A 25,217-nucleotide genomic window follows, 5' to 3' on the forward strand; every position below is an offset into this window, starting at 1 on the left:
CCAGTACTCATGCCAACCCTCAGCGTCAACACGCACTTCCCGGGGTACGAAATCATCAGCGAACTGGGTCGCAGCAATGCCCGCGTGCTTAAAGCCCGGCACGTAGCCTCGGGCGACCTGGTGGCGATCAAACACTTCACCGTCGATACCAGCCCCGAAACGCTCCGGCGCTTTCGGGTCGAAGCCGACATCATGACCAGCATCGCGCATCCCAATGTGGTGCGGGTGCGGGAGGTACAACTCGACCGGGCCATGCCGTTTATCGTTATGGACTGGATCGAGGGCGGCAGCCTGCGCACGCTGCTCCAGCAGCAGGGCCACCTGAGTGTGCCGGCCACCATCCGGCTGGGGCTTCAGCTGGCCGAAGCGTTTGGTGCCATTCATCCGCAGGGCATCATTCACCGCGACATCAAGCCCGAAAATATTCTGTACCGAACCTTGGCCAGTGGCGAACTGCACTTTCTGCTTACCGATTTTGGGGTGGCCCGGCTGCATGAGCAAACCCAGACCATGACGGGGCAGTCGCTGATGACCTACGAATATGCCTCGCCCGAGCAGTTCGACAACCCACGGGGGGTAACGGTTGCCACCGATTATTACTCGCTGGGAGTGGTGTTGTACGAATGTCTGGCGGGACGGGTGCCCTTCGCCATGACCGACCATGCCGGCATTGCCGCCTTCATGGATCAGGTGCTGCGCGCCGAGCCGCCCGCGCTGACGCCCACACCGGGGCAGGCGCTACCGCCCAGCCTGCAAACGCTTCTGACCTGGTCGCTGACCAAAGACCCGGCCAGCCGGCTCAGCGACACCGCCGACCTGGCGCTGCTGCTCGGTCAGGCCAACGTTGAAGAACTTCAGGCCAACCGGGGCGCCGGCCGGCCGGCGCCACCCGCCCCCCGGCCTGTGCAGCAGACGATGGTGGCGCCAGCCGCTTACCAGGCACCCACTGCGCCCGAACCAGTGTATGGGGCAAGCTACGACGAGCCTACTCCTGCGGGAGGTATGCCGGCCTGGCTGGGCCTGGTGGTTGGGCTGATTGTGGTGGCGCTGATTGCCGGGGGCGTTTTCTACGTCAAGACCCGGCGCGATACCCCGCCGGTAGTGCAGCCCGATTCGACGGCGACGCCTATCGACTCGACCCAGTTCTTTCAACCGTCGGCCCAAGCCAGCGACACGGTTGATACGGAACCGGCTGAACCAGCGGACGTGACGGCCGACACGGTGGCTGTGCCGCCCACAACGCAGCCCGAGCCCCAACCCACACCCGCTCAGACCGCCCCGCCCGACAGCAGCGCGTCTACCGACACGACCGGGCTTTTACATTAATTCATTCTCTGTTCCCCTCTGGCATGCCCTCATCCTCCGGACGTGTGTATTTATTGGTTGCATCAGGTATGCTGCTGCTGCTCTTCATCCGGCTTTACACCAACCTGATGCCTGCCCTCGATCGGGCAACCGAATCGGCCCGTACGGGGCAAAGCCTGTTGCTGGCGCCGGGCCTACGTCCGGCTGCGGTCCGGCAGCTGCTGACCGCCGGCAACTACTACACCGATCCCGGCGACATTGCCATGCTGGCCGATTCGCTGCCGGCTAAGCTGAGCCACAACCCTCCCCTCGACAATTTGGGCGGGCTCAACAAACGGCCATTCGCGCTGTACGCACCCCGCGCCTGGCGCAGCCGCATCGGCGGTACCGATTTTCAGAGCCGGCTTCGGTTTTCGCGGCAGCAGATGGGTTTCGACTCGCTGCTGTACAACCGCGAGCTGAACAACCCCAAACCCTACGCAGCCACAGTCAGCGGGGGCAGCGGATCGGCCACGCTGAGCGGCCGGGTGCTACGCGACGAGCATCCCCTGGAAGGCGTGCTGGTGCAGCTGCGCAGACACCCGGCTACGGCCCAGCCCGATACCCTGCGCGATCAGTTTGTGTATGCCCGCACCGACGCCGAGGGAACGTTCTCGTTTACCGGCCTTATCGAGGGGGCCGGCTACAGCGTGGTTCCGCTGAAGCCTGGTCTGGAGTTTGGCAGCCGGCGCGGCACCGCCCACCTGACCGGCGACCCTGCCTTCACCTTCACGGGCCGGCCGCACCAGCTGCGGCTCATCGGCACGGTGGTCTACAGCCAGCTCAAGGCCGACCACGCGCTGATGGTTCGGCGCCCGGGCACCTACACCTGGCAGTTCTGGGGTATTGTGCTGGGTCTGTTGCTGGCGTTCTGGCTGGTCGATACCGTGTGGCACCTGCGCCGGTTCAGCGCCGATCCGCTGCTGCTGGCCATTTTGATGCTGCTCACCGGCTTATCGGTGCTGACCTTGCTGGCCATTCAGGACCCGCTGCAGGACACGCTTTATGCCAGCCAGACCATCCAGGGTATCGGGCTGGGCCTGCTGGGCCTGACGGTGGTGTCGCAGCTGAACGTGGGGCGTTTCTACGCCACCCGCGCTTACGACTGGCTGTTCACGCGGGGAGGGCAAACGGCGGTGCGGCTGTCGGGCTGGACCTGGCTGGTGCTGGCCCTGGGGCTGGCCGGCCTGACGCTGCTGGTGGGCTCGGGGCCCGAAGGCAGCGGTGTTCGCGTCAACCTGTCGGTGGGGGGGCTCACATTCCAGCCAAGCGAAATCACCAAGTATCTGCTGCTGTTGTTTTTCGCCGGCTTCTTTGCCGCCAACGAGCAGAATATCCGGCAGCTGCCCGACCTGCGCTGGCGGTTTGGGGTTAGCATCGGCGCCTTTCTGGGAGCGGGCCTGCTCATGCTGCTCTACCTGCTGCTGGGCGATATGGGGCCGGCGCTGGTCGTCTGCTTTACGTTTCTGCTGTTCTACAGCATTGCCCGGGGCAACCTGCCCCTTACACTGGCTACGGGTCTGGGCTATGGGCTGGCGCTCTGGCTGCTGCCGGGCGTGGTGGCCACGCTGCTGAGCCTGGCCGGGCTGGTGGGGTACATGATCTGGAAACGGCAGGCGCGCTCGGCCACGGCCCTGGGCTGGGCGGCTCTGCTCACCGAAGCGCCGGTGCTGCTGCTGCTGGTGATGGCCATGTTTACCTTCGGCGACCGGCTGCCTTTTGTGGGCAGTCGGCTGGCCGACCGCAAAGCCATGTGGCTGAGCCCCTGGAACAATGATGTGTACGGGGGCGATCACCTGGCCCACGGTTTCTGGGCGCTGGCCACCGGCGGCTGGTCGGGGCAGGGACTCGGGAAAGGATTTGCCAACGCCATTCCGGCGGCTCACACCGATATGATTCTGCCCAGTCTGGGCGAAGAGCTGGGCGGGCTGGGGGTCATTGCGGTTTTTCTGCTGATGGGCATCCTGCTGCACCGCCTGTTTCTGCACGCCCGCCGGGCCGGCCAGCCTTTCAGCTTTTTCTTGGTGTCGGGTATTGCCATTGCTACGGGTATTCAGTTTCTCATCATCGGGGGTGGCTCCATCGGGCTACTGCCGCTCACCGGTATCAGCGTGCCGTTTCTGAGCTACGGAAAAATTTCGCTGATCGTTAACCTGACGGCCATGGGGGCGGTATTCAGCGTGGCCAGCCGGCCGGGACAGGTGGCGCAGCGCGAGTACCTGCAACAGCATTACGACGTGGTGCTGATGGCCGGCATCGTTGGCTTTCTGGCGGGGGTAGCCGTGCTTATTGCGCAGTTGCTGCCCATCATCAGCTGGCGGGGCCGCGAGTACGTAGTTCGACCGGCGCGGGTTGTTACGCGCAACGGCGATCCCGTTTACAGCTATAATCCCCGCATCGAACGACTGACCCGGGCGCTGGCCGCCGGCACCATCTACGACCGCAATGGCTTGCTGCTGGCCACCAGCGAACCCGACCGCATCCGGCAGCAGGCCCGCCAGCTTCGACAGAGCGGACTGGCCGACGCCGACCTGCAGCAGCTGACCCGCAAACGGCTGCAACGCTATTACCCCTTTGGCAACGACCTGTTTTTCTGGCTCGGCGATCTGAACACCCAGCTGTTCTGGGGGCAAAGCAATGGCTATTATGCCGAAGCTACGCACCTGAGCGAACTGCGCGGTTTCAACAGCCGCCCCCGCAAAACAGCGCTCGTGACGCTGGCCTACCACGCCGACCGGTTCAGCCCGGCGGTGCAGCAAACCCGCACCCTGTCGGTATACGACTACAGCGAACTGGCCCCGGCCCTGCGTGCCGGCCTCGACAGTCGCGAAGTAGCCGAGCGCAAAGCCCGCAACCGCGACCTGCGCCTGAGCCTCAATGCCGAACTGCAGGTGGCCATTCAGCGGGCGCTGGCCCGATCTGAGTTTCGGGATAAACGCCTGTCGGTGGTGGTGCTCGATGCGGCTTCGGGCGACATTCATGCGTCGGCAACGTACCCGACGCCCAACCTCGACGCGCCCGAAGCTATGTTGCTTCCCGACCGCGACCGGCTGAAGCTGCCTTACCTGGTCACTGAGCGCGATCTGGGCATGACCTACCCGACGGCCCCCGGCTCGACGGCCAAAATTCTGACGGCCATGGCGGCCTTCGACAAGCTGGGCACAACGGCCGCCAGCCGGCAGTACACCATCTCGTGCGCCGAGATTATCCGGCGGGGTGCCCGCGAATCGGAACCCTGCAACGAAACTGTCGATATGCGCAAAGCCATTGTGCGGTCGAGCAATGTGTATTTCATTAAAACGGCCAACGACGCCAAACTCGACGATCAGCTGGCCAACCTCTATCTGGCTACGGGTATGAACGTCGACTATATTGGCGGCTACGCGTTTACCGATACCCATACCGATGCCGAGCGAACCCGCATCCGGGACCACTGGCGCGACTCGGCCTTTGTGGTCCGGCGCAAGCTGTATTACACGGCCTCGACGTATCCCAAACGCTACCAGAGTGAGTTTTCGGGTCTGGCCTGGGGGCAGGGGCAGCTCACGGCTACACCCGCGGCCCTGGCCCGGATGGCCGGTGCCATTGCCAACGGAGGCATTATGCAGCCCTCGCGCTATGTGCTGAGTCAGGGCGGTGCGGCCCGCCCCGTTGTCGCCGGCAAACGGCTGGGCAGTGCCCCCAACGCGCAGCTCCTGCAATCGTTCATGATCGAGCAGTCGAACCCGGGCGGCAACGCGAAAATCAGCGTGGCGCGGGTAGCCGGCAAGACCGGTACACCCGAACGGATCGTGCAGGGGGTGCGGCAGAACGATGGCTGGTACGTCTTTTTTGCCCCAACGCCAAACGGGCAGTCACGCACGGTCGTCAGCGTCCGGATCGAACTGGGCGAATCGTCGGCCGAGGCCGTTCGGCTGGCCAATACGGTGGTGGCGCCCCTGCTCAAACAGCGTGGTTACCTCGGTAGTTTTTAATTCCAACAACAGGTATGAGCCTACTCGACTCCCTCAAACAAGCCTTTGGTTTCGGCCCCGCACAGCCGGCCCCTACCCCGTCTGATAGCCCCATGCCGGCGACCGAACAGCCTTTACCCGCAGCGGGAGAATTGCCGCCGGCCAGCCCGGCTCCTCAGCCCGCGCCCGGCGCTCCGGCTGGACTGCCCCCGGCTGGATTGCCCCCGGCGGGTCAGCTGCGCGAACGGCTGCTGCGGTTTGTACTCGACGCACTGCACCCCTATCAGAACGAACCCGACAATGCGCCTATCGCGCTCCGGCTCGCCATTCTGGCACCCGCGCCCGACGAAACCGAGCTGTACCGGGTGGCGCTGTGGGCGGCCCAGCCGGGCAAATTCCAGCGCGAACTGAGCCGACAGCTGGCCGATCAGTATATCCAGCTTCCCCCCGACTGGCAGTTCGACTACACGTTCTATACCGACGCCCTGCCCGATACCAGCGTGCGATCCGGCAATCTGGGGCTGCAGATCGAAGGACGCCGGGCGGCCGGTGCCGCTCCGCAGCTGGCGCGCCTGACTACACTGGTTGGCCAGACCGAACACGACACCTACACCCTCGACCCCAGCCGCCAGACCAGCTACTGCATTGGGCGCGGGCAGCAGGCCCAGACCACGGCCGGACGGGTGCGCCACAACGACATCGTGATTCTGAACGACGACGACCCGGCCTTCGACCCGGCACGGGGAACTGTCAACGGTGCCGTTAGCCGCGCCCACGCCCACATCGCTTACGACCCCAAACGCCATCGCTACAGCCTGCTTGTCGACGCGGGGGGCCTGCCGGCGAGCGGCAACAAAACCAAAGTATTCCACCCCAACGATACCATGGAGCGGGCCGACATTGCCGGTATGAGTTATCCGCTGGACCATGGCGATCAGATCGAACTGGGGGGCGCCGTGATGCTGCTTTTTGAACTGGTATAGACCGGATTGCCCCCGCAGCAGCCGCAACTAAACCCGGCCAAGCGGTATATTTGCGGCATGATCTTACAAAACGATTTGCTGCTCCGCACCGCGCGGGGTGAACTGACCGAGCGGGTGCCGGTCTGGATGATGCGGCAGGCCGGACGCGTATTGCCGCAGTACCGGGCCGTGCGCGAGCAGGCTGGCAGTTTTATCACGCTCGCCAAAACGCCCGAACTGGCGGCCGAAGTAACCATTCAGCCGGTCGATGCCTTCGACGTCGATGCCGCTATTATTTTTTCGGATATTCTGGTGGTGCCCGAAGCCATGGGCCTGCCCTACGAAATGATCGAAAGCCGGGGGCCCGTTTTCCCGACAACGGTGCGCACGACCGCTGATCTGGCGCAGCTGCGCGTGGCCGATGCCGAAACGGACCTGGGCTATGTGCTCGATGCCATCCGGCTCACCAAGAAAGAGCTGAACGGCCGGGTGCCCCTTATTGGCTTTGCCGGCGCGCCCTTCACCATTTTCTGCTACATGACCGAAGGGAAGGGCTCCAAAACCTTTTCGGTGGCCAAGAAACTGCTCTATACCGACCCCGCCTTTGCGCACACGCTACTGCAGCAGATTACCGACAGCACCATCTCGTACCTCAAAGCCCAGGTCGCAGCCGGGGCCGATCTGATTCAGGTGTTCGACTCGTGGGCGGGCATCCTCTCGCCCGAGCAGTACCGGACGTTCTCGCTGCCGTACATTAAGCAAATCTGCGACGCCCTTACCGATGTGCCCGTAACGGTGTTTGCCAAGGGCGCTTTCTTTGCCCGTCATGAGATCGGCCAGCTCGACTGTCAGGTGGTGGGCCTCGACTGGAACATGGACCCCGCCGAATCGCGCGCGCTGGTACCCAACAAGGTGCTGCAGGGCAATCTGGACCCCTGCGTGCTCTATGCTGATTTTGCGGGTATCAAAACCGAAGTACAGGCCATGCTCAGCGCCTTTGGCCACCAGCATTACATTGCCAACCTGGGCCACGGTATCTACCCCGACACCAACCCCGACAAGGCCCGCTGCTTTGTCGATACGGTGAAAGAACTGTCGAGCCTGTAAGCGGGCACCTATACGCCGGGGCCGGCCCACCCGACGGATCTACCGTATCGGATGGGCCGGCCCCTCTTTTTTTGGCCGCGGCTGGAACTAGCTGAGCCGCAGAGCCTCGCGCCGGAGCTGTTCTTTATCGATGGGCACCACACCGACCGACTCGCAGACCAGCCCGCCCCCCAGGTTCGACAGACCGGCGATCACAGCCGGCGACTGCCGCAGGGCCACACAGCAGGCAGCAATGCTGATGACGGTATCGCCCGCGCCCGACACATCGGCAATTTTGCGGATGTGGGCCGGCAGTTTGAGCTGCTGCCCGTTGAAATCGATGTAGACCCCCCGCTCCGACAGCGTAATCAGTGCCCCGGCCACATTGAGCTGCGCCTTGAGCCCATCGACAGCCGCCTGAAAGTCGGCCGCATTGTCGACATCGAAGTCGAGCTTCAGCCCCTCCCGGAGTTCTTTCAGATTGGGTTTGAACAGGGTGGTGTTCTGGTAGGCCAGGAAATTACGCTTCTTGGGGTCGACTACCGTAGGAATCTGCCGGGCATTGGCAAAATCGGTAATCTCGGCAATAGCTTCCCGGCTCAGCACCCCCTTGTCATAATCTTCAAAAATAACCACATGGCAGGTCGGAATAAGCTCTTTGGCCTTGGCAACGAGCTGCGTGCGTTCCTGCTCGGTAATGAGCCGGTCGGTTTCTGTATCGACCCGAACGACCTGCTGCGAACCGGCAATGATGCGTTCTTTGATGGTGGTAATCCGGTCGGCGCTCCGGATCAGCCCATCGCAGCGCAGGCCCCGGTTGCAAAGCTCCTGCTGCAGCTGATCGCCGGGCGCGTCGGTGCCGATCACCGAACAGATAATAGCTTCGGCACCCAATGCCTGCACATTGAGCAGTACGTTGCCTGCGCCCCCCAGCCGCTGCTCACGCCGATCGACCGTAACGACCGGTACCGGTGCTTCGGGCGAAATGCGTTCGACCCGCCCCCACACATAGGCGTCGAGCATGACATCGCCAATAATCAGCACCCGCAGGGAATCGAACTGTGCAAACAGCTCGTCAATAGTAAGATCCAGTACCGGACTCATGTATAAAGAGCGAAAGTGTGACGGAGCATCAGAGCATCCGCTTCCGGCCTCTCCGCTACTCCCTAACTAGCCTGCAAAGAAACGAAAAGCGGGGGCTATTTCCGCCTTTGGCCGGCTTGCCTGCGTAAACGGCGACCATAAATGCCTTTGTGTCGTACCCGTATCGGCATTGTCGCGCCGGTTTAGCATATTTGTCGTCCATTTGACACTTATTCCTGTCATCAACCCGTACCATCCATGTATCTTCTTGGTTTTGACCTTGGTAGTTCGTCGGTAAAAGCCTGTCTGGTCGAAGCCGACAGCGGAAAAGCCGTAGCATCGGCCTTTTTTCCGGAAACCGAAATGGCCATCGAGTCGCCCCAGCCCGGGTTTGCCGAGCAGCAGCCCGAAAACTGGTGGCTCAATGCCTGCCGGGCCAGCCAGGCCGTACTGGCCCAGGCCGGTGTGCAGCCCGCCGATGTAAAAGCCATCGGTATTTCGTATCAGATGCACGGCCTGGTCGTGACGGATGCGCAGCTCAACGTGTTGCGGCCGTCGATTATCTGGTGCGACAGCCGCGCCGTCCCCTTCGGCAACCGGGCGTTCGATGAGCTCGGTCATGAGCGCGTGCTGACCCATCTGCTCAATTCACCCGGTAATTTCACAGCCGCCAAACTGGCCTGGGTGAAAGCCCATGAGCCGGCTATTTACGCACAGGCCGCCCATTTTATGCTGCCCGGCGATTACCTGGCGGCCCGCATGACCGGCGAGGTGGTCACGACCGCATCGGGCCTCTCCGAAGGCGCATTCTGGGATTTCCAGGCCAACCAGCCTGCCCAGTTTCTATTCGATTATTTCGGGTTCGATACGGGGCTGATGCCCACGATCCGGCCCACGTTTGCCCCGCAGGGTGAACTGACCGGCACGGCCGCAGCCGAGCTGGGCCTGGCAGCCGGTACGCCTGTTACGTACCGGGCCGGCGATCAGCCCAACAATGCGCTGTCGCTCAACGTACTGGAGCCGGGTCAGATTGCGGCCACGGCGGGCACATCGGGCGTGGTCTACGGGGTGAGCGATCAGGCCAGCTACGATCCGCAGTCGCGGGTCAATACCTTTCTGCACGTGAGCCACACGCCCGACGCTCCGCGCTATGGGGTGCTGTTGTGCGTCAACGGCACCGGCATTCTCAACAGCTGGCTACGCAACCAGGTGCTGAGCCGTTCGATTGGCTACGACGCCATGAACAACCTGGCCCACGAAGCCCCCATCGGTGCCGACGGACTGGCCTGTCTGCCCTTCGGAAACGGGGCCGAGCGGGTACTGGCCAATGCCGACCTGGGCGCGTCGTTCCACGGGTTGCAGCTGACGCGCCATGGCCTGCCCCACCTGATCCGGGCCGCGCAGGAGGGCATCGTGTTTGCCCTCTACTACGGTATCAAGGTGATGGAATCGGTGGGTGTCGGCCTGCAGACCATCCGGGCCGGTGAAGCCAACATGTTCCTGAGTCCACTTTTCCGCGATACACTGGCCAACCTGACCGGTGCCTCTATCGAGCTATACAATACCGACGGGGCGCAGGGGGCGGCACGGGGAGCCGGCCTGGGGCTGGGCTACTACAAAAACGCGACCGAAGCCTTCGCCGGTTTGCACGTAACCCGCACCATCGAACCCGACATGCGGGCGCAACAGGCCTACCACGATGCCTACCAGCACTGGCTGTCACTGCTCCCGTAACGCAACAAGTGACCAATTCACTTTTTGTGTAGATTGGGCCCACAGAGCCGGTTGAAAAGCCTGGCCTGTGGGCCCAATCCCGTTTCACCTATCCCGTCAACGTAAAACCATGAAAGCGTTTCTACTGGGTGTCGTAGCCGCCGTTATGCTCAGCAGCTGCACCCGTACCGTACAGGTCGTTACCCTGCGGGGCAACAACGTACAGCCCGTCGAGAAAGAAGGGCTGGTACTCGACAACGATTCCCTCACACTCCGGTACAATTTCTCGAGTGAGCGGGGTACCATGAACGTTACGCTGCTCAACAAACTCGACCGCCCCTTGTATGTCGACTGGAAGCGCTCGTCGCTGGTTATCGGCAACACCAAGCTGGACTACTGGCAGGACGTGTCGGACGTGAATCTGGCCATGTCGGGCGTTTCGCACGGCCTTTACAGCCGCTACCTGATTGGGTCCATCAATGGCACAATCAGCCGCTCCGAGCCGGTTGGGTTTATGCCCCCGAAAACGACGCTCACCAAAACGCAGTTTATTCTGGTGCCCGACGGGACGGTACCACTCGACGACAGAAAGCGAACCGTTAAAACGCAGCGCAGTCGAATTATGGACCATACGAAGCCGGTAACCGTAAACAGCTACGCCTTCGGCGCCGATCAGTCGCCCCTCAAATTCCGCAGCTACCTCACGCTCGCTACCGACAAAGACTTTAAAGACGAGTTTCACATCGACACCAAATTCTGGGCTTCCGATGTCGACGTACTGCCGGCCGACGAGGTAATTGGTACGGTCGTCATGCAATACGATGGCTCGTACTCGATCAGCCGGCCCTTCAACAAACCCGACGGTTTCTACATTAAACTACCCCTCTGATGCGTCTGTCCCTGCCCGCTACCCTGTTGTTATTGAGCCTGCTGCCTGCCCTGCCTACCCTGGCCCAGTCGGCAGCCACCGACGAAAGCGCGGTCAGGGCCGCGATCACCACCCTGTTCGACGCGATGAAAGCGGCCGATTCGACCCGGCTCAAAACCGTGTTTGCGCCCCAGGCCCGGCTGCAGTCGGTAGCCAACCGGCAGGGTGCCGTCTCGGTCAGCGACGATCCGATCAGCGGTTTTATCCGCTCGGTGGGTAAAGCGCCGAAGGGGGCACTCGACGAGCGGCTGTCGGGTATGACGATTCACCTCGACGGCGATCTGGCCACCGCCTGGACACCTTACTCGTTTTACTACAACGGCGCGCTTAGCCACTCGGGAGCCAACGCCTTTACGCTGGTGCGGCTCGACGGGCGCTGGCAAATCCTGACCATTATCGATACCCGACGCCGGGGCAATTAAGACTCAGGACTGCCAGATGGGCGGCCGTTTTTCAACAAAAGCCGCCATACCCTCCCGGGCGTCGGGCGTTTGCTGAAGCTGCTGAAACTGATCGTATAGAAACGCCTGCTGTTGATCCGACGGCAGGCGTTTCAGTTCCTGCGCGGCCCGCAGCCCAAACTGCATGGCCGTGGGCGAAAACTGGCTCAGTTCGCGGGTTAGCGTCTGCACCGCTTCGTCGAGTACATCGGGCGACACCACCTGTGTCGCCAGCCCAACGGCCAGAGCCTCAGCGGCTGTCAGGGTGCGGGCGCGCAAACACAGGTCGAGCGCCGTGCGGGCCGGCATAATGTCCAGCAACAGCGCCAGCACCTGAAACGGAAACAGGCCCCGCTTCACTTCAGGCAGCGTAAACGTAGCCGACTCGGCCGCCACCACGTAGGTCGCCCCGCCTACCAGCAGAAAACCACCCGCGTAAACAGGCCCCTGCACCCGCGCGATGCAGGGTTTGTGCAGATCAGCCATCAGCTCGCCCAGCCGCACGGGCCCGGCCGGCTCAGGTACCGTGGCCTCCTCGCCGGAGCCCGCCGACAGCGCTTTCAGGTCCATACCCGCGCAGAAGGTATCGCCGGTGGCAGCCAGCACCACCTGCCAAACGGCCGGATTATGGTGCGCGTGCGCCAGCGCGAACGCCAGTTCGGCCAGCAGGGGCGGGTGCAGGGCGTTCTTCTTGTCGGGCCGATTCAGCGTGATTGTCAGCACGTGATCGGCAAGCGATACGAGCAGGTAGCGGAAGCCCGTTTCGGGCAGTGTGTTTGTTTGTTGAGCTGTGTAAAGCATAGCCCGAAAGTACAATAAAATACCGCTTACGAAATACGCATGACCACACACACGATTACCCTGAACGGACCAGTTATTCACGCAGACACACCTCGTCTCCCCGCTCATCGTTATGAAAATCGCTGGCTGCCTTACGCTTTTACTGTTTGTAATTAGGACCCATGCCACGCACCTATTGGGTGGCTACATACAGGCAAAGCCCGTTGCCGGATCGGCCCTTACCTACACGATCACGGTCACGCTGTACACCGACCCCATCAGTGGCGCATCGGCGCTGGCCGACATGAAAACCATTTCGGTCTGCCTGGGCGACGGTCAAACTCAGTTGGTCGACCGGACGAGTGTGCCGTTTCTCAATGCGTCTAAAACGCTGGGGACAGTCTTGTTTCAGTTTCAGCATACCTACGCCGGACCGGGTGCCTACCCCCTGACGCTCGCCCAGGCAAACCGGTCCGGTATTCGCAACAGCACCCAGGCAGTCACCGACCAGCCGCTCATCCTGACAACGACCCTGACGGCCAGCAATGCCCTGCCAAACCAGACGCCCCAGCTGGCCCTACCCGAAACCGCGTTCGACCTGCCCCTCAATCGGCGCGCCATGTTATCGTTCCGGGCCACCGATGCCGATGGTGACAGTCTGGCTTACCGGCTGGCCGTCCCCCTGACCAACAGTGCTGCAGGAAACTGCAGCCAACGGCCACTCGGTGGCTACAGGTACCCCAATGACCTGACCCAACGGGGTACCTTTACGCTTAATGCCCGTACGGGTGAGCTAACCTGGGACGCCCCGGTTGAGCAGGGCTTATACACACTGGACCTACAGATAAGCGAATACCGCAACGGCGTTTTGCTGAGCCAGACCCTGCAGGAAGTGCCGCTGATTGTTCGCGACATACCAGGCACGACGCCTACACCCCTCCCGCCCTACCAGCCCGCCAGCACCGACAACCTGGTAACGGCCGTGGCTGCCTACGCCGATGGGGCGCTACAGCTATCCGTTTTCCCCAACCCCGTCGATGACCCTATGCAGGTGGTGGTGAAAACCAGCGAGCGCGTACGCATCAGTATTCAGCTGCTCGACAGCAACGGGCGCCTGTTGTACGAAGGGCATTCGGCCGGTGCCACACGCCGGCACGAGCAGCGTATCGACATGGGCAGTCTGTCGGCCGGTACGTATCTGATTCGGGCGCAGGCCGGCGAACGGGTTGTGACCGAAAAGGTCGCGAAGAAATAAGGGGCTAGAGCAGCTGCTTCCAGGTACCTTTCATCCAGTTGTACTTAAGCGTACTGGGCAGCGCTTTCCACCAGTACCGACTTAACTCGACCGCGAACGAGGGCTGCATGTAGCAGTTGATGGTACAACCCTCACAGGCGGGCAGGCGCCCTTCGAGCGCCACCAGCTCCTGCACGGCCGCCGATTGGTACAACCCGTAGAGATCGCCTTCGATAGGCAGTTCGTGCAGACCGAGGTGGTAGCAGGGCAGCACCAGTTTGTTTTCGGGCGAAATTACAATGGTGGTGCTGCCGGCCCGGCACACCGGCTTGTCGATGTGGTTGCCGCCATCAAGCCGCAGTTGCACAAAGGCGTCGTTGAGGTACACGTTTTTCCGGCGGCCCCAGCGCGTCAGTTCGCGCAGCGATGCCGCCGAGAGCTGGCTCCCTGTATCGACGGCGTTGTACTCGAACACCGGGTTCAGAATCAGCACCAGCTCGTTGGGCTGGCAAATCTCCTCATACAGCGCCTGAATCTGTCCGATGTTGTGTTCAAAAACGGTAAAGAGAATATCCGGGCGTTCGCCCAGGCTGCGGGCCACCCCAATCGACTCTATGACCTTATCGAAACACCGCACGCCCCGCGACTGGTCGTGCTCCTCGGCCACCGGCGAGTCGAGCGAGAAATGCAGCATATCGACCAGACCACGCAGCTGGTGGGCCTGCTTGGGATAAAGCAGCCCGTTGGTGGTAACGGTGGTAATCAAACCCAGTGCTTTGGCTTCACGCAGCAAGTCGGGCAGTTGCCGGTGTAGCAGGGGCTCGCCCCCCGTGAAATCGACCACCCGCACACCGAGTCGTTTCAGATCGCGGAGGTTCTGCCGGGCATTTTCGAGCGTAACGTAGGGGGATGGCCGCTCCCAGATATCGCAGAAACCACAACTCGCGTTACAGCGATACGTGACGTAGTAGTTGCACAGAACCGGATGGCTAACAAGTCGCATGGGCAGAACCGGCAAAGCGGCAGAACAGGGGAGAAAAGCCAGCCGGCAAAAAAAGGGCCCGCCACCGGTGGTAGCGAGCCCGGCAGATCAGGCCAGCATGCCGAACAAACTCGACAGCTTATCTTTCAAATCTTTGCGGTCGACGATGAAATCGAGGAAACCGTGCTCGAGTACGAACTCGGCGCTCTGAAACCCCTTGGGCAGGTCTTTACCGATCGTTTCGCGGATAACCCGCGGCCCGGCGAAACCGATCAGGGCTTCGGGCTCGGCAATGTTGAAATCGCCCAGCATAGCATACGATGCCGTTACCCCGCCCGTGGTCGGGTCGGTCAATAGCGACACGTAGGGTAGTTTGGCTTTATCGAGCAGCGCCAGTTTGGCCGATGTTTTAGCCATTTGCATGAGCGAGTAACCTGCTTCCATCATGCGGGCACCACCCGAGCGCGAGATCATCAGAAACGGCGTGCGGGCTTCGATGGCGTGGTCGATGGCGCGGGCAATCTTTTCGCCCACAACCGACCCCATCGATCCGCCGATAAACGAAAAATCCATAACCGCCATGGTCACGAGCTGGCCGTGCATCAGGCCGTGTGCCGTCCGAACGGCGTCGTTCAGCCCTGTTTTAGCCATCGTAACCTTGATCCGATCGGGATACGCTTTGGTGTCAACAAACTTCAGCGGATCGCCCGACTTCATATTGGCGTCGAGTTCGGTGAACTCGTTATTGTCGAACAGCACGGCGAAATAGGCATCCGACCCGATTTTTTCGTGGTAGTTGCAGTGCACACACGTATACGCATTGAGCTTGTGCTCACGGGTATGCATGGCTTTTTTGCAATTCGGACACTGGTACCACAGCCCATCGGGGGCTTCCCGTTTCATTTCGGTGGGCGTTTGAATCCCCTTGTCTTTTCGGACGAACCAGGACATAGCAAATAACGGCAGTTAGCAGATGACAGTGAAAACCGACTTCAGAATGGGGCGTAAAGGTACGAAGAAACCTGACCCGTTTGGCACCGGCCCGTAGGTTGTCGTTTAAAGCTGATCCCGGCGACGCATATAGTACCGGCGCTCGTCGGGCGATAGCCGTTCGATGCCGTAGCGTAATGTCGTACGGGGTATCCGGAACTGGTAATCGTGCAGAAACTCGGTCAGCGCGGCTGGTTCCCGTTTGCTCACCTCGCGCAGCATCCAGCCCATGGCCTTATGAATCAGGTCGTGCGGGTGGTTCATAAGCTGTTCGACCAGCGCAAAGGTATCGGCAAACTGCCCTTTTCGGATGAAAGCCAGAGTGGTGACGAGGGCGATACGGGGGCCCCACAGGTCTGTTTCACGGGCCAGCCCGGTCAATACCGATCGGTCGCCGGTGAGCAGCGGCAGCCCCATTATATACGGACAGCTCACATCCACCAGATCCCAGTTGTTTACGAAGGCCCGGTGCGCCAGATAGCGTGTCATCCGGTCTTCGCGCAACGCTCCGTTCCCGCGTTTCACCTGATCGACCCAGATCAGCAAGCCCGTCATGCGGCATTCGTGGTACGGATCCTGTAGCAGGGCTTCTACAGCGGCCGGATCCAGCTCGCGGTACTGCCGCACCAGCGCATGCTGTTCGGGCATGGTTAGCCCCAGAAACTGATCTCCCGCGCCGTACTGCCCAGGTCCGGTCTTGAAAAAACGGCCCAGCAGCACGGCCCGTTCGGGTTGTTGGCGGGCCAGCAGGGCCGCCCGCAGTTCGTTTTGCATACGTTTAGGGGCAGACAGGCATAAAAAAAGGCTTCCGATGAGAAAGCCTTTTTTACAAGGGTAGTCTATTTAATCGTTCCGATCATTCAGGCTCGACCGAACGTATTCGTGATCGGGCAGCGACGGAATGACGTACAGGATACTTTTGTTTCGTTCGAACGTAGGCCGCTCCAGATCCATCACATTGCCCCGCATGAAGGCATCGATGGTTTTACGGATCAGGTCGGCATCATCAAATTCGTCGTTTGGCTCGACTACCAGCGACTGCCGGCCATCGTCGTAAGGGTACACCAGCCGGCCCGGGGTGGTTTCGCCCACACCAGTGGCCGAACCTGTATAATCGGTGGGCGTCAGCTGTTTGTCATTGGTCCGGATCGGCGGCATCTCCGGTTCGGCTCTGGCGGTTACCGGAGCCGGTGGTTCGGGAATTTCAACCGCTGGCTCAGCTGCTTCGGGTTGCTCCGGCTCGGCGGGTATTTCTTCCTCAATTACCTGAACCTGGTCGTCGTCGCCGATGATTACGGTACTCTTGAGTTTATCGTTCAGATCGCTCGTCGGGCCGAAGCCAGCCGCAATGATCGTTACGCGCAGTTTTTCGCCCAGCATCTTATCGGTGATAGCACCCACTTTCACCATGCGTGCTTCGCTCTGAATGCGCTTCGCTACATGTTCAGAAATGGCCGTTTGCTCCCAAACATACATCGGGTGTTCTTCACTCGACGAGATCGTGAGCAGGATCCGTTTGGCCCCCTGAATATCGTGGTCATTGAGCAGGGGCGAGTTCAGTGCCGTTTCGATGGCCCGGATAGCCCGGTCTTCGCCGGCTGCTTCGGCCGAGCCCATTACCGACTGACCCGCTTTTTCGAGCACCTTCTTAACGTCGGCAAAGTCCGCGTTAATGTCGCCCTGCGTGGTTATGATCTCGGCAATGCTTCGTACGGCGTTGGCCAGCACATCATCGGCGTGTGCGTAGGCCTGGCGCCAGGTCAGGTCGCTGTACAGTTCCGACAACTTGTCGTTCAGCACCACCAGTACCGTATCGCAGCTTTTCTTTAGCTTTTCGATCCCTTCAAGGGCCTGTTCTTTCTTCTCGGTCCCCTCGTACCAGTAAGGTGCCGTCACGACGGCTACCGTCAGCAGGCCCATTTCTTTGGCGACTTCGGCTACCACCGGTGCGGCTCCCGTTCCGGTTCCGCCCCCCATACCCGCCGTAATAAACACCATGCGGGTTGGAGCTGCCAGCAGTTTGCGGATTTCGTCGATACTGGCCCGGGCCGCTTCTTCACCCGCTTTCGCTTCGGTACCCGCGCCCAGCCCATCGCCCAGCTGAAGCTGGTGTTCGACCGGATTGCTCAGCAGGGCCTGCCGGTCGGTATTGCAGACGGCGAAATCGACGTCTTTCATACCAATCTCGTGCATGTGTTTTACGGCATTGCCCCCCATGCCGCCCACGCCGATCACCTTGATGATGTGTGGACTCTTATCAGTATTTTCAAATCTATACCCTGTGGTCGCCATCTGCCGGTCTGGAATTTCTTGATGTGTGTTGGACAAAAACTATGCTAGTCGCCTAAAATCAGAACAGTTGATCATTCGTACGTATCCGAAGCACTGCCTTTGGGCGGCCAAAACATGCGAATAACACGGTCCATAAAGCTTTCTGCCGGCTGCTCCTTTTCAGGCGCTTTTGGCGGAGGCTGCACAGGTGGCGTAGGGCCGTTGTGCGAGCCACCATGCGTATGTGGGCCACGAACGGGGCCGGCAGTCGTATTGTCTATGTAATCGGTCCGCGCCGGATCGCTGATAAACGAGATTCGACGGTCGATGGTCTTGTAACCGGCCCAAACCAGCCCAACGGCTGTTGCATAGGCGGGGTCGCCAACCAGATCGGCCCGACCATTGGGCTCCAGATGCTCGGGATAGCCAACCCGCACTTCTTCGGCGCCAACAACCCGCGAAAAAATTGCTTCGATGCCGGGAATGAGGGCCGTACCGCCGGTGAGCACGAGGCCACCCAGCAGTTTGCCGTCGTAGCCCGACCGCATGATTTCCGACTGAACCATGGCCGCTATTTCGCGCACCCGGTCTTCGATAATGATCGCTACGTTCTTCAGCAGTACGTCTTTGGGCTTCCGGTTCGTCAGCCCCGGCACCGCAACAACTTCGTTGAGGTTAAACTCCTGAGGGCTGGCACTGCCAAATTTCTTTTTCAGCAATTCGGCCTGCTCGGGCATGATCTTGCAGCCCACCTGAATATCGGCGGTCAGGCTGTTGCCCGCCCACGGGAATACCGCCACGTGCCGCAGCACATTGCGGTAATAGATAGCCACTTCAGTTGTACCGCCCCCGATGTCGATCAGCGCTACACCGGCATACTTCTCTTCATCGGTCAGCACCGACAGGCCTGATGCCAGTACCGACAGCATCATGGTATCGAGCTTCAGATTGTTGCGCGAGATGCACTTACGCACATTCCGGGCGGCATTAGCCTGCGCCGTAATAATCTGAAAGTCAGCACCCAATTTCACACCATTACGCCCAACCGGCTGGTCGATATTTACCTCCCCATCGACCACAAAATCCATGGGTAGCACGTGAATGATTTCCTTGTCGGCCGGGATAGCCGTTCGGTACATATCGTTCAGCAGGTGCGTAATGTCTTCACTCTGCACCTCGTCGCCGGCCGATGAGCGGGTAATGCTGCCAACGGCTTTGACCGACGTCACGTGCGAGCCACTGAAGCTCACATTGACCTCATTTACATTGATATTGGCCTGAGCGGCCACTTCATCAACCGCCCGCTGAATGGCGTTGACCGTATTGTTCACGTTCACGACGCTCCCCTTGGTAACCCCGTCCATCAACTTGGTCCGGCCTACACCCAGCACTTCGAGCGTTTCCTGATTCTTGTTATTGCGCACCAGACGTCCTGCCACCGCACACACTTTAGTGCTGCCAATGTCAAGCCCGACTACTATATCATCGCCAACGTTCGTCGTCATCATTCGCACACTATTTGATTTCGGTATTGAACATTTACCCGGTGGTACCGATCCCAGCCTTTAACGGGCAACACATTCGTATAAAACAAAGTCAACTTCCTGAACTTAGCGTCCAGGTTTGTGGGGGTTCCCAGTTCGATCTGATGCTGTCCCATCTGCGGCCACATCACAACTTCCCCGTTCCGATCCACGGATAACTCAACGATCTGCGCCCGCCAGAACGGATCGTTCTGAATACGCTGAAGCAACTCCAGCAGTGGGCGGTTGCGTTCACTGGCCAGCGATCGATTGCTGGCGAAGTAAGCGCCACTCAGCACCGGAACCCGGGCCGAGTAATTCATCGATACCGGAAAGAACCGGCCTTCTTCGCTGATATATTGCCCCGCAACGGTGCGCGGCCCCTCACTGGAGAGACCCACCAGCCGGGCCAATGGTTTCGGCTGTTCTATTCGTACGATCAGATCCCCCGTCAGGTCACGGGATATCTGACAATTTTTTATTAAACCATGTTGCTTTAACCGCTGTTCGAGCTGCCGGAAATTAACGTCGGCATACGCTTTGCCCAAAATAGGATCAGCTCCATCGCGGGTAAGGTAAGCCATCACATCCCGGCTCGTCAGAAACCGCTGTCCGTCAACCTGATCCAGCCGAATAAGCACGTCACGCACATGTTTTTGCCCGTGCCGGATCTCCGTAAAAGCAATCAGACTGAACAGGCCTGCAAGCCCGCCAGCGGCCAATAGCCACTTTCTGACTGATTTAAAGGTAGAAAACATCTGTGTATATGCTTAGCCGTCCGGTCAATAATTTTATCTATTGGTTCTGCAACTGCTCTTTCAGTATCGGTAACAACTGATCGATGTCGCCTGCCCCTACCGTCACCAGCAAACGAGGCTTCGCTTCTGCCACAACGGCCAATACCGTTTCTTTGGTGCAACGCTGTTTCTTTTTCGACCGAATGTCGCGAAAAATCAAATCAGACGTAACACCCTCGATGGGGAGTTCACGCGCGGGATAGATATCGAGCAGCAGTACATTGTCGGCCAGCGAAAGGCTATTGGCAAACCCTTCGGCAAAGTCGCGGGTCCGGCTGAACAGGTGGGGCTGGAAAATAACCGTCAGCTCCTGCTCGGGATAAAGTGCTTTCACCGATTTCAGAAAGGCTTCGACTTCGGCCGGGTGGTGGGCGTAATCATCGATCAGCACTGCCGCATCGGTTTTCAGCACGTACTCAAACCGCCGGCGTACCCCCCGATAGCTGGCCAGCGCCGATCGGATGGCGTCGGGTGCTACACCCAGTGTCAGCGCTACCGCCCCGGCAGCCACGGCATTTTCGACGTTGTGGAAACCGGGTAGCAGCAACGGAATATTGGTGATAACGCCCTCGGGGTATACCAGATCGAAAACAAACGTGGCCTGTTCGATGCGCAGATTCCGGCTCCGATACGCCCCTTCGCTCAGCGAATAGGTCTGCACGTCGGCCGTTGTCTTGTCGGCCAGCGCCAGTCCCTGTTTCATAAACAGCACGGCCGGCTCAGCACTGTTGGGCAGCGGTTCGAGCTGACCAACGAATAAACCGAACGATTCCAGCACAGCCTCGTGGGCTCCGTAGATATCGAGGTGGTCGGCATCGGTCGACGTAACGACGGCCAGTTGTGGATGGAGCGTCAGAAACGACCGGTCGAACTCATCGGCCTCCACCACACACACCACCGAGCGCAGATCGTCGGCGGGTTCGTTGAGCAGAAAGTTGGTTCCGTAGTTGTTGGTGATACCACCCAGAAACGCAGCGCAGTTCACGCCGGCATCGCGCAGGATATGGGCCACCATCGACGAGGTGGTGGTTTTGCCGTGGGTTCCGGCCACGCCCACCGTTTTCATCTGTCCGGCCAGCAGCCCCAGCACCTGCGATCGTTTCTGCAGCGTAAAGCCGTTTTCGATCAGATACAGGTATTCGGTATGCGTTTTCGGAATGGCCGGGGTATAGATCACCAGGGTTTCGTCGGGATTGTCCCGAAAGTGGGCCGGAATACGGGCAATGTCGTCGTCGAAATGAATAGCCATTCCCTCGGCCTCCAGTGCCTTGGTGAGGGCGGATGGCGTGCGGTCGTAGCCGGCTACTTCGTAGCCATTGATGCCAAACCAGCGGGCCAGCGCACTCATGCCGATGCCACCGATACCGAGAAAATAGATGTAGTTGAAACGATCGAGCGTCATAATATCAGGTTCCGTACCTCATTCGCGATGTCGCGGGCGGCATTGGGTTTTGCAAATGTCAGAATTTCGGTGCGAAGCTGCTGTTGCTGCGGTTTATTTTGCAGCAGCGCCAGTGCCGCCGGTACCAGCTCCTGCCGGGCTGCCTGATCGCGCACCAGCAAAGCGGCCTGCCGATCGACCAGACTCAGTGCGTTCTTGGTCTGGTGATCTTCGGCTGCCTGTGGAAACGGCACCAGTATAGCCGGACGCCCGACCAGACAAAGTTCCGACACCGACAGTGCCCCCGCCCGCGATACCACGGCATCGGCCACGGCGTAGGCTTTGTCCATCTCGTAGATGAAATCGAACGGATGAATAAGCGGAGTACCCAGCCGGGCTACTGCCTGCCGGGCGCGATCGATGAAGCCCGGCCCTGTTTGCCAGACTACCTGTATGCCAGCCGCTACCAGCTGTTCCAGTCCGGCTTCCATACTTTCGTTGATGGTTCGGGCCCCCTGGCTGCCGCCGATTACCAGCAACGTTGGCCGGTCGGCAGCCAGCCCGAACAGCTGACGACCCGCATCGATCTGCCTGTCGGCATGCTGAATATCACTCCGAACGGGATTCCCGGTCAGGCGAATCTTGTCGGCCGGGAAAAACGCGTCCATACCCGGGTAGGCCACGCAGATGCGCCTGGCCCAGCGTGCCAGGACCTTGTTGGTAAGGCCTGCGTACGAGTTTTGTTCCTGAATCAGGGTGGGAATTCCTTTCATGGTAGCGGCCAGCAGCAATGGGCCACTGGCGTAGCCACCTACGCCCACGGCTACGTCGGGGCGAAACTCACGCACGATGGCCTGTGCACGCATCAGGCTGCGCGCCAGCTTGACCGGAAACAGCAGGTTGGCGGGTGTCAGCGACCGCTGAATGCCCACAACCGGCAACCCGATAATGGGGTAACCGGCGCGGGGTACTTTTTCCATTTCCATTTTCCCTTCGGCGCCTACGAACAAGACGTCGGTGTGGGGGTCAATGGCCTTCAGTTCATTGGCAATGGCAATAGCCGGGTAAATGTGCCCACCAGTGCCACCACCACTTATAATAACCTTCATGCAAAATCGGTTTGATACAGCCAGCGCGGGTTAGCTGCCTGTAGGGTCGGTTAACTGGTTCGGGCCCGTTCGGTGATGGCCCGTTCGTCGACCTGTTCCCGGCTAACGCTGAGGACAATGCCGAAAGCCAGTCCGGTAAACACCAGAGAAGTCCCCCCCATGCTGAGCAGGGGCAGCGGCTGCCCCGTTACGGGAGCCAGCCCAATGGCAACACAGATACTGGCAAACGCCTGAAAGACGAGGCTGAAGGTTAGCCCGGCGGCTAGCAAACCACCGAATGGCCGGGTTGTATTATCGATTGTTTTTATGCCTCGCCACAAAAACCACAGGTAGGCCAGTACCACCGGAATACCGCCAAACAGCAGGCCGTACTCTTCGACGATGATGGCGAAAATAAAGTCGGAAAAGGGGAAGGGCAGTACGTTACGCTGGTGGCTATTGCCCGGCCCTGTGCCGGTCAGACCACCGTTGGCCAGCGCGATGTAGGACTGCTGCACCTGAAACCCGATCGACTCGGAATCCATGAAATTTTTGACGCGGTTGCTGGCTGTGCCGAAGCGCTGCCCGAAAATCAACCCGATACCACTAAACAGCACGCACACGCAGACCATGATAGTGAGGTATTTCACCGGCACACGGCCAATATACATGAGCAGAAAGCAGGTCGCCCCCAGCATGAGCGCCGTAGACGTGCTGGTCAGGATGATCAGAAAACAGATGGTGCCGATCCAGAGAATCATGTTGACCAGTACACTGGGGTCGTCCATAAATTTCTGGCGCTTGGCCAGCATGGCTGCCAGATTCGATAAAAGCGCCAGCTTGGCCAGATCGGACGGCTGAAAGGTTCGGTTCAGAATGGGAATCATGACCCAGCGCGAGGCCCCGTTTACATCGGTACCCTTAAAAAAGGCCCAGAGTAACAGCGGAATGGCCAGCCACATGCCATAGCGCGACAGTCGGGCGTAGACCATATAATTGGCCCGATGGGCGTAGAACATACAGACCAGCCCCAGCAGCAGCAGACTGCCGTGCTGAAACAGAAACGCTTCAGTATCGCCATTCAGCTCCCGAAACGCCCGCGTACTGATGGCGCTGTAAACCACCAGAATGCTCATGATCGACAGGTACAGCACGATCCACCAGATCTGGCGGTCGCCCTTCAGGTAGGTTCGAAAGAGGTTAGGTAGCGAGAACATAGCCAATGGCACGCAGGCCGTTTATACGTTGGTTGCCGAATCGGTGGTTAGCGCCAGGTTGGCCACGGCCGCCCTGAACTGATTGCCGCGATCTTCGTAGTTCTGAAATAAATCGAAACTGGCACAGGCAGGCGACAACAGCACGACCTCGCCGGCAGCGGCCAGTTCGAGCCCTTTAGCCACCGCTTCTGTCACCTGCCGGGTTTGATAAATCACCGGTATGCGGTCGCCGAAATAATCGACCAGCTTCTGATTGTCGACGCCCAGGCAGATCAGGGCCTTCACTTTCTGTTTTACCTGCTCGTCGAGCTGGCTGTAGTCATTGCCTTTATCCTGCCCACCCGCAATCCAGACGGTTGGCGCTGTCATACTCGACAGAGCGTAGAAAACCGAATCGACGTTCGTGGCTTTTGAATCGTTGACGAACTGCACCCCCTTGATTGTACCGACGGGTTCGAGTCGATGGGCGGCATTGACAAAGGTGCGCAGCCCGGCTTCGATGCCCGCTGCGGGAACGCCCACTGCCTGGGCAGCCAGCACTGCCGACAGCATATTGATGGCATTATGCGGTCCGCGCAGGGGCGTTTCGCTTTGTGCCAGCGATAACGACTGTCCGTTACTTTCGGCCCGCAGTTGCCCATCCTGCAGCCAGGCGCCCTGCTCCGGTATCGCATCGAGCGATACCGTCAGCTGCCGGAGTGGATAGCTATGCCGGGCCAGTTCGGTCCGGATGGGGTCGCTTCCGCTGAAATAAATGAAGGTGTCGTCTGGCCGTGCCTGTTGCAAAATCCGGAACTTCGACGCCACGTAGTTCTGGAAATTATAGTCGTAGCGATCGAGATGATCCGGGGTGATGTTGAGCAGCACCCGAACCGTCAGATGCGTGTCGTATAAATCGTCGAGCTGAAAACTGCTCAACTCCAGTACGTAATAATCGAAGTCGTTTTCAAGCACCTGTTCGGCAAAGCTATCGCCGATATTGCCGGCCAGCCCCACGTTGAAACCAGCCGTTTTGAGCAGGTGATAGGTCAGCAGCGTTGTGGTGGTTTTGCCATTGCTGCCCGTAATACCGATCAGTTTGGCGTTGGTGTAGCGGGCGGCAAATTCAATTTCCGAGATAACGGGGGTACCCTGTTGGCGCAGGGCTTTCACGAGCGGCACCGTGGCCGGAATACCAGGGCTTTTGATTACCTCATCGGCATCCATAATGCGCGCTTCGGTATGCTGCCCCTCTTCGAAGTCGATGCCGGCGCTGCGCAACGCCAAGCGATACTGTTCTTTCAGGTTACCCCGGTCCGACAGAAACACGTCGTATCCGTTTGCCTGTGCCAGCCGGGCCGCCCCGACGCCACTTTCTCCTCCGCCCAGAACAACGATTTTTTTTGCACCCATACGCTACTTATCTGAACCGACAAAATAACGCATAAAACAAAAGCCCCCCGCGG

The 25,217-nt window shown here is 59.9% G+C and carries 20 protein-coding genes; 8 read left to right on the top strand and 12 right to left on the bottom strand.

Translation table 11 applies throughout. The features are described from left to right. The first annotated feature begins 9 nt into the window (after positions 1–9). From ACYVAC_RS04960 to hemE, 4 genes are read left to right on the top strand one after another with little or no spacing between them, the layout of a single operon-like run. The gene (locus tag ACYVAC_RS04960) at positions 10–1,326 is read left to right on the top strand and encodes a serine/threonine-protein kinase (RefSeq protein ID WP_461096482.1); all 1,317 of its coding nucleotides are present in this window, start codon (positions 10–12) and stop codon (positions 1,324–1,326) included. A 23-nt stretch (positions 1,327–1,349) separates the two neighbouring features. Further along, positions 1,350–5,318, top strand: coding sequence for an FtsW/RodA/SpoVE family cell cycle protein (locus ACYVAC_RS04965; protein ID WP_461096483.1), 3,969 nt, complete (start codon positions 1,350–1,352; stop codon positions 5,316–5,318). A gap of 14 nt (positions 5,319–5,332) precedes the next feature. Continuing rightward, entirely contained in the window at positions 5,333–6,280 is a 948-nt protein-coding gene (locus ACYVAC_RS04970; RefSeq protein WP_461096484.1) for an FHA domain-containing protein, read from the top strand. A 57-nt stretch (positions 6,281–6,337) separates the two neighbouring features. Continuing rightward, positions 6,338–7,366, top strand: coding sequence for a uroporphyrinogen decarboxylase (hemE, locus tag ACYVAC_RS04975; protein WP_461096485.1), 1,029 nt, complete (start codon positions 6,338–6,340; stop codon positions 7,364–7,366). A gap of 87 nt (positions 7,367–7,453) precedes the next feature. On the opposite strand, the gene ACYVAC_RS04980 is transcribed toward hemE, so the two are convergent. Beyond that, positions 7,454–8,449 carry a bifunctional heptose 7-phosphate kinase/heptose 1-phosphate adenyltransferase gene (locus tag ACYVAC_RS04980; RefSeq protein WP_461096486.1) on the bottom strand — a complete coding sequence of 332 codons (996 nt, stop codon included), beginning with the start codon at positions 8,447–8,449 and terminating at the stop codon, positions 7,454–7,456. 237 nt (positions 8,450–8,686) lie between these two features. Between ACYVAC_RS04980 and ACYVAC_RS04985 the strand changes: the two genes are divergently transcribed. The 3 genes from ACYVAC_RS04985 (at position 8,687) to ACYVAC_RS04995 (ending at position 11,491) form a co-directional block, all read left to right on the top strand. Beyond that, positions 8,687–10,162: a xylulokinase gene (locus ACYVAC_RS04985; RefSeq protein ID WP_461096487.1), complete on the top strand. Its 1,476-nt coding sequence runs from the start codon at positions 8,687–8,689 to the stop codon at positions 10,160–10,162. A gap of 109 nt (positions 10,163–10,271) precedes the next feature. Beyond that, positions 10,272–11,030 carry a putative periplasmic lipoprotein gene (locus tag ACYVAC_RS04990; RefSeq protein WP_461096488.1) on the top strand — a complete coding sequence of 253 codons (759 nt, stop codon included), beginning with the start codon at positions 10,272–10,274 and terminating at the stop codon, positions 11,028–11,030. Then, a complete protein-coding gene (locus ACYVAC_RS04995) occupies positions 11,030–11,491 on the top strand; it encodes a nuclear transport factor 2 family protein (RefSeq protein WP_461096489.1) in 462 nt (153 codons plus the stop codon). Before ACYVAC_RS04990 ends, ACYVAC_RS04995 begins: the two co-directional genes overlap by 1 nt. Before the next feature lie 3 nt (positions 11,492–11,494). Here ACYVAC_RS04995 and ACYVAC_RS05000 read toward each other — a convergent pair whose 3' ends face one another. Beyond that, the gene (locus ACYVAC_RS05000) at positions 11,495–12,310 is read right to left on the bottom strand and encodes an enoyl-CoA hydratase-related protein (RefSeq protein WP_461096490.1); all 816 of its coding nucleotides are present in this window, start codon (positions 12,308–12,310) and stop codon (positions 11,495–11,497) included. Between the two features lie 112 nt (positions 12,311–12,422). On the opposite strand from ACYVAC_RS05000, the gene ACYVAC_RS05005 reads away from it, so the two are divergent. After that, on the top strand, positions 12,423–13,544 hold the full coding sequence (locus tag ACYVAC_RS05005; protein ID WP_461096491.1) for a T9SS type A sorting domain-containing protein: 1,122 nt from the start codon (positions 12,423–12,425) through the stop codon (positions 13,542–13,544). A gap of 4 nt (positions 13,545–13,548) precedes the next feature. Here ACYVAC_RS05005 and ACYVAC_RS05010 read toward each other — a convergent pair whose 3' ends face one another. From ACYVAC_RS05010 to murD, 10 genes are all read right to left on the bottom strand, one after another. Beyond that, positions 13,549–14,526 carry a radical SAM protein gene (locus tag ACYVAC_RS05010; RefSeq protein WP_461096492.1) on the bottom strand — a complete coding sequence of 326 codons (978 nt, stop codon included), beginning with the start codon at positions 14,524–14,526 and terminating at the stop codon, positions 13,549–13,551. Positions 14,527–14,613: 87 nt separating this feature from the next. Continuing rightward, a complete protein-coding gene (accD, locus tag ACYVAC_RS05015) occupies positions 14,614–15,456 on the bottom strand; it encodes an acetyl-CoA carboxylase, carboxyltransferase subunit beta (protein ID WP_461096493.1) in 843 nt (280 codons plus the stop codon). Between the two features lie 105 nt (positions 15,457–15,561). Next, a complete protein-coding gene (locus ACYVAC_RS05020) occupies positions 15,562–16,269 on the bottom strand; it encodes a DNA alkylation repair protein (RefSeq protein ID WP_461096494.1) in 708 nt (235 codons plus the stop codon). A 69-nt stretch (positions 16,270–16,338) separates the two neighbouring features. After that, on the bottom strand, positions 16,339–17,787 hold the full coding sequence (ftsZ, locus tag ACYVAC_RS05025) for a cell division protein FtsZ (RefSeq protein WP_461096495.1): 1,449 nt from the start codon (positions 17,785–17,787) through the stop codon (positions 16,339–16,341). Between the two features lie 71 nt (positions 17,788–17,858). Further along, positions 17,859–19,271, bottom strand: coding sequence for a cell division protein FtsA (gene ftsA, locus ACYVAC_RS05030; protein WP_461097004.1), 1,413 nt, complete (start codon positions 19,269–19,271; stop codon positions 17,859–17,861). After that, positions 19,271–20,047 carry a cell division protein FtsQ/DivIB gene (locus ACYVAC_RS05035; protein ID WP_461096496.1) on the bottom strand — a complete coding sequence of 259 codons (777 nt, stop codon included), beginning with the start codon at positions 20,045–20,047 and terminating at the stop codon, positions 19,271–19,273. Before ACYVAC_RS05035 ends, ftsA begins: the two co-directional genes overlap by 1 nt. Before the next feature lie 37 nt (positions 20,048–20,084). Continuing rightward, positions 20,085–21,488, bottom strand: coding sequence for a UDP-N-acetylmuramate--L-alanine ligase (gene murC / locus ACYVAC_RS05040; RefSeq protein WP_461096497.1), 1,404 nt, complete (start codon positions 21,486–21,488; stop codon positions 20,085–20,087). Continuing rightward, a complete protein-coding gene (murG, locus tag ACYVAC_RS05045; protein ID WP_461096499.1) occupies positions 21,485–22,576 on the bottom strand; it encodes an undecaprenyldiphospho-muramoylpentapeptide beta-N-acetylglucosaminyltransferase in 1,092 nt (363 codons plus the stop codon). Before murG ends, murC begins: the two co-directional genes overlap by 4 nt. 50 nt (positions 22,577–22,626) lie before the next feature. Continuing rightward, positions 22,627–23,772, bottom strand: a complete 1,146-nt coding sequence (locus ACYVAC_RS05050) for an FtsW/RodA/SpoVE family cell cycle protein (RefSeq protein WP_461096500.1) — start codon at positions 23,770–23,772, stop codon at positions 22,627–22,629. A gap of 21 nt (positions 23,773–23,793) precedes the next feature. After that, the gene (gene murD, locus ACYVAC_RS05055; RefSeq protein ID WP_461096502.1) at positions 23,794–25,164 is read right to left on the bottom strand and encodes a UDP-N-acetylmuramoyl-L-alanine--D-glutamate ligase; all 1,371 of its coding nucleotides are present in this window, start codon (positions 25,162–25,164) and stop codon (positions 23,794–23,796) included. Positions 25,165–25,217 lie beyond the last annotated feature (53 nt).

The organism is Spirosoma luteolum (assembly GCF_054778875.1).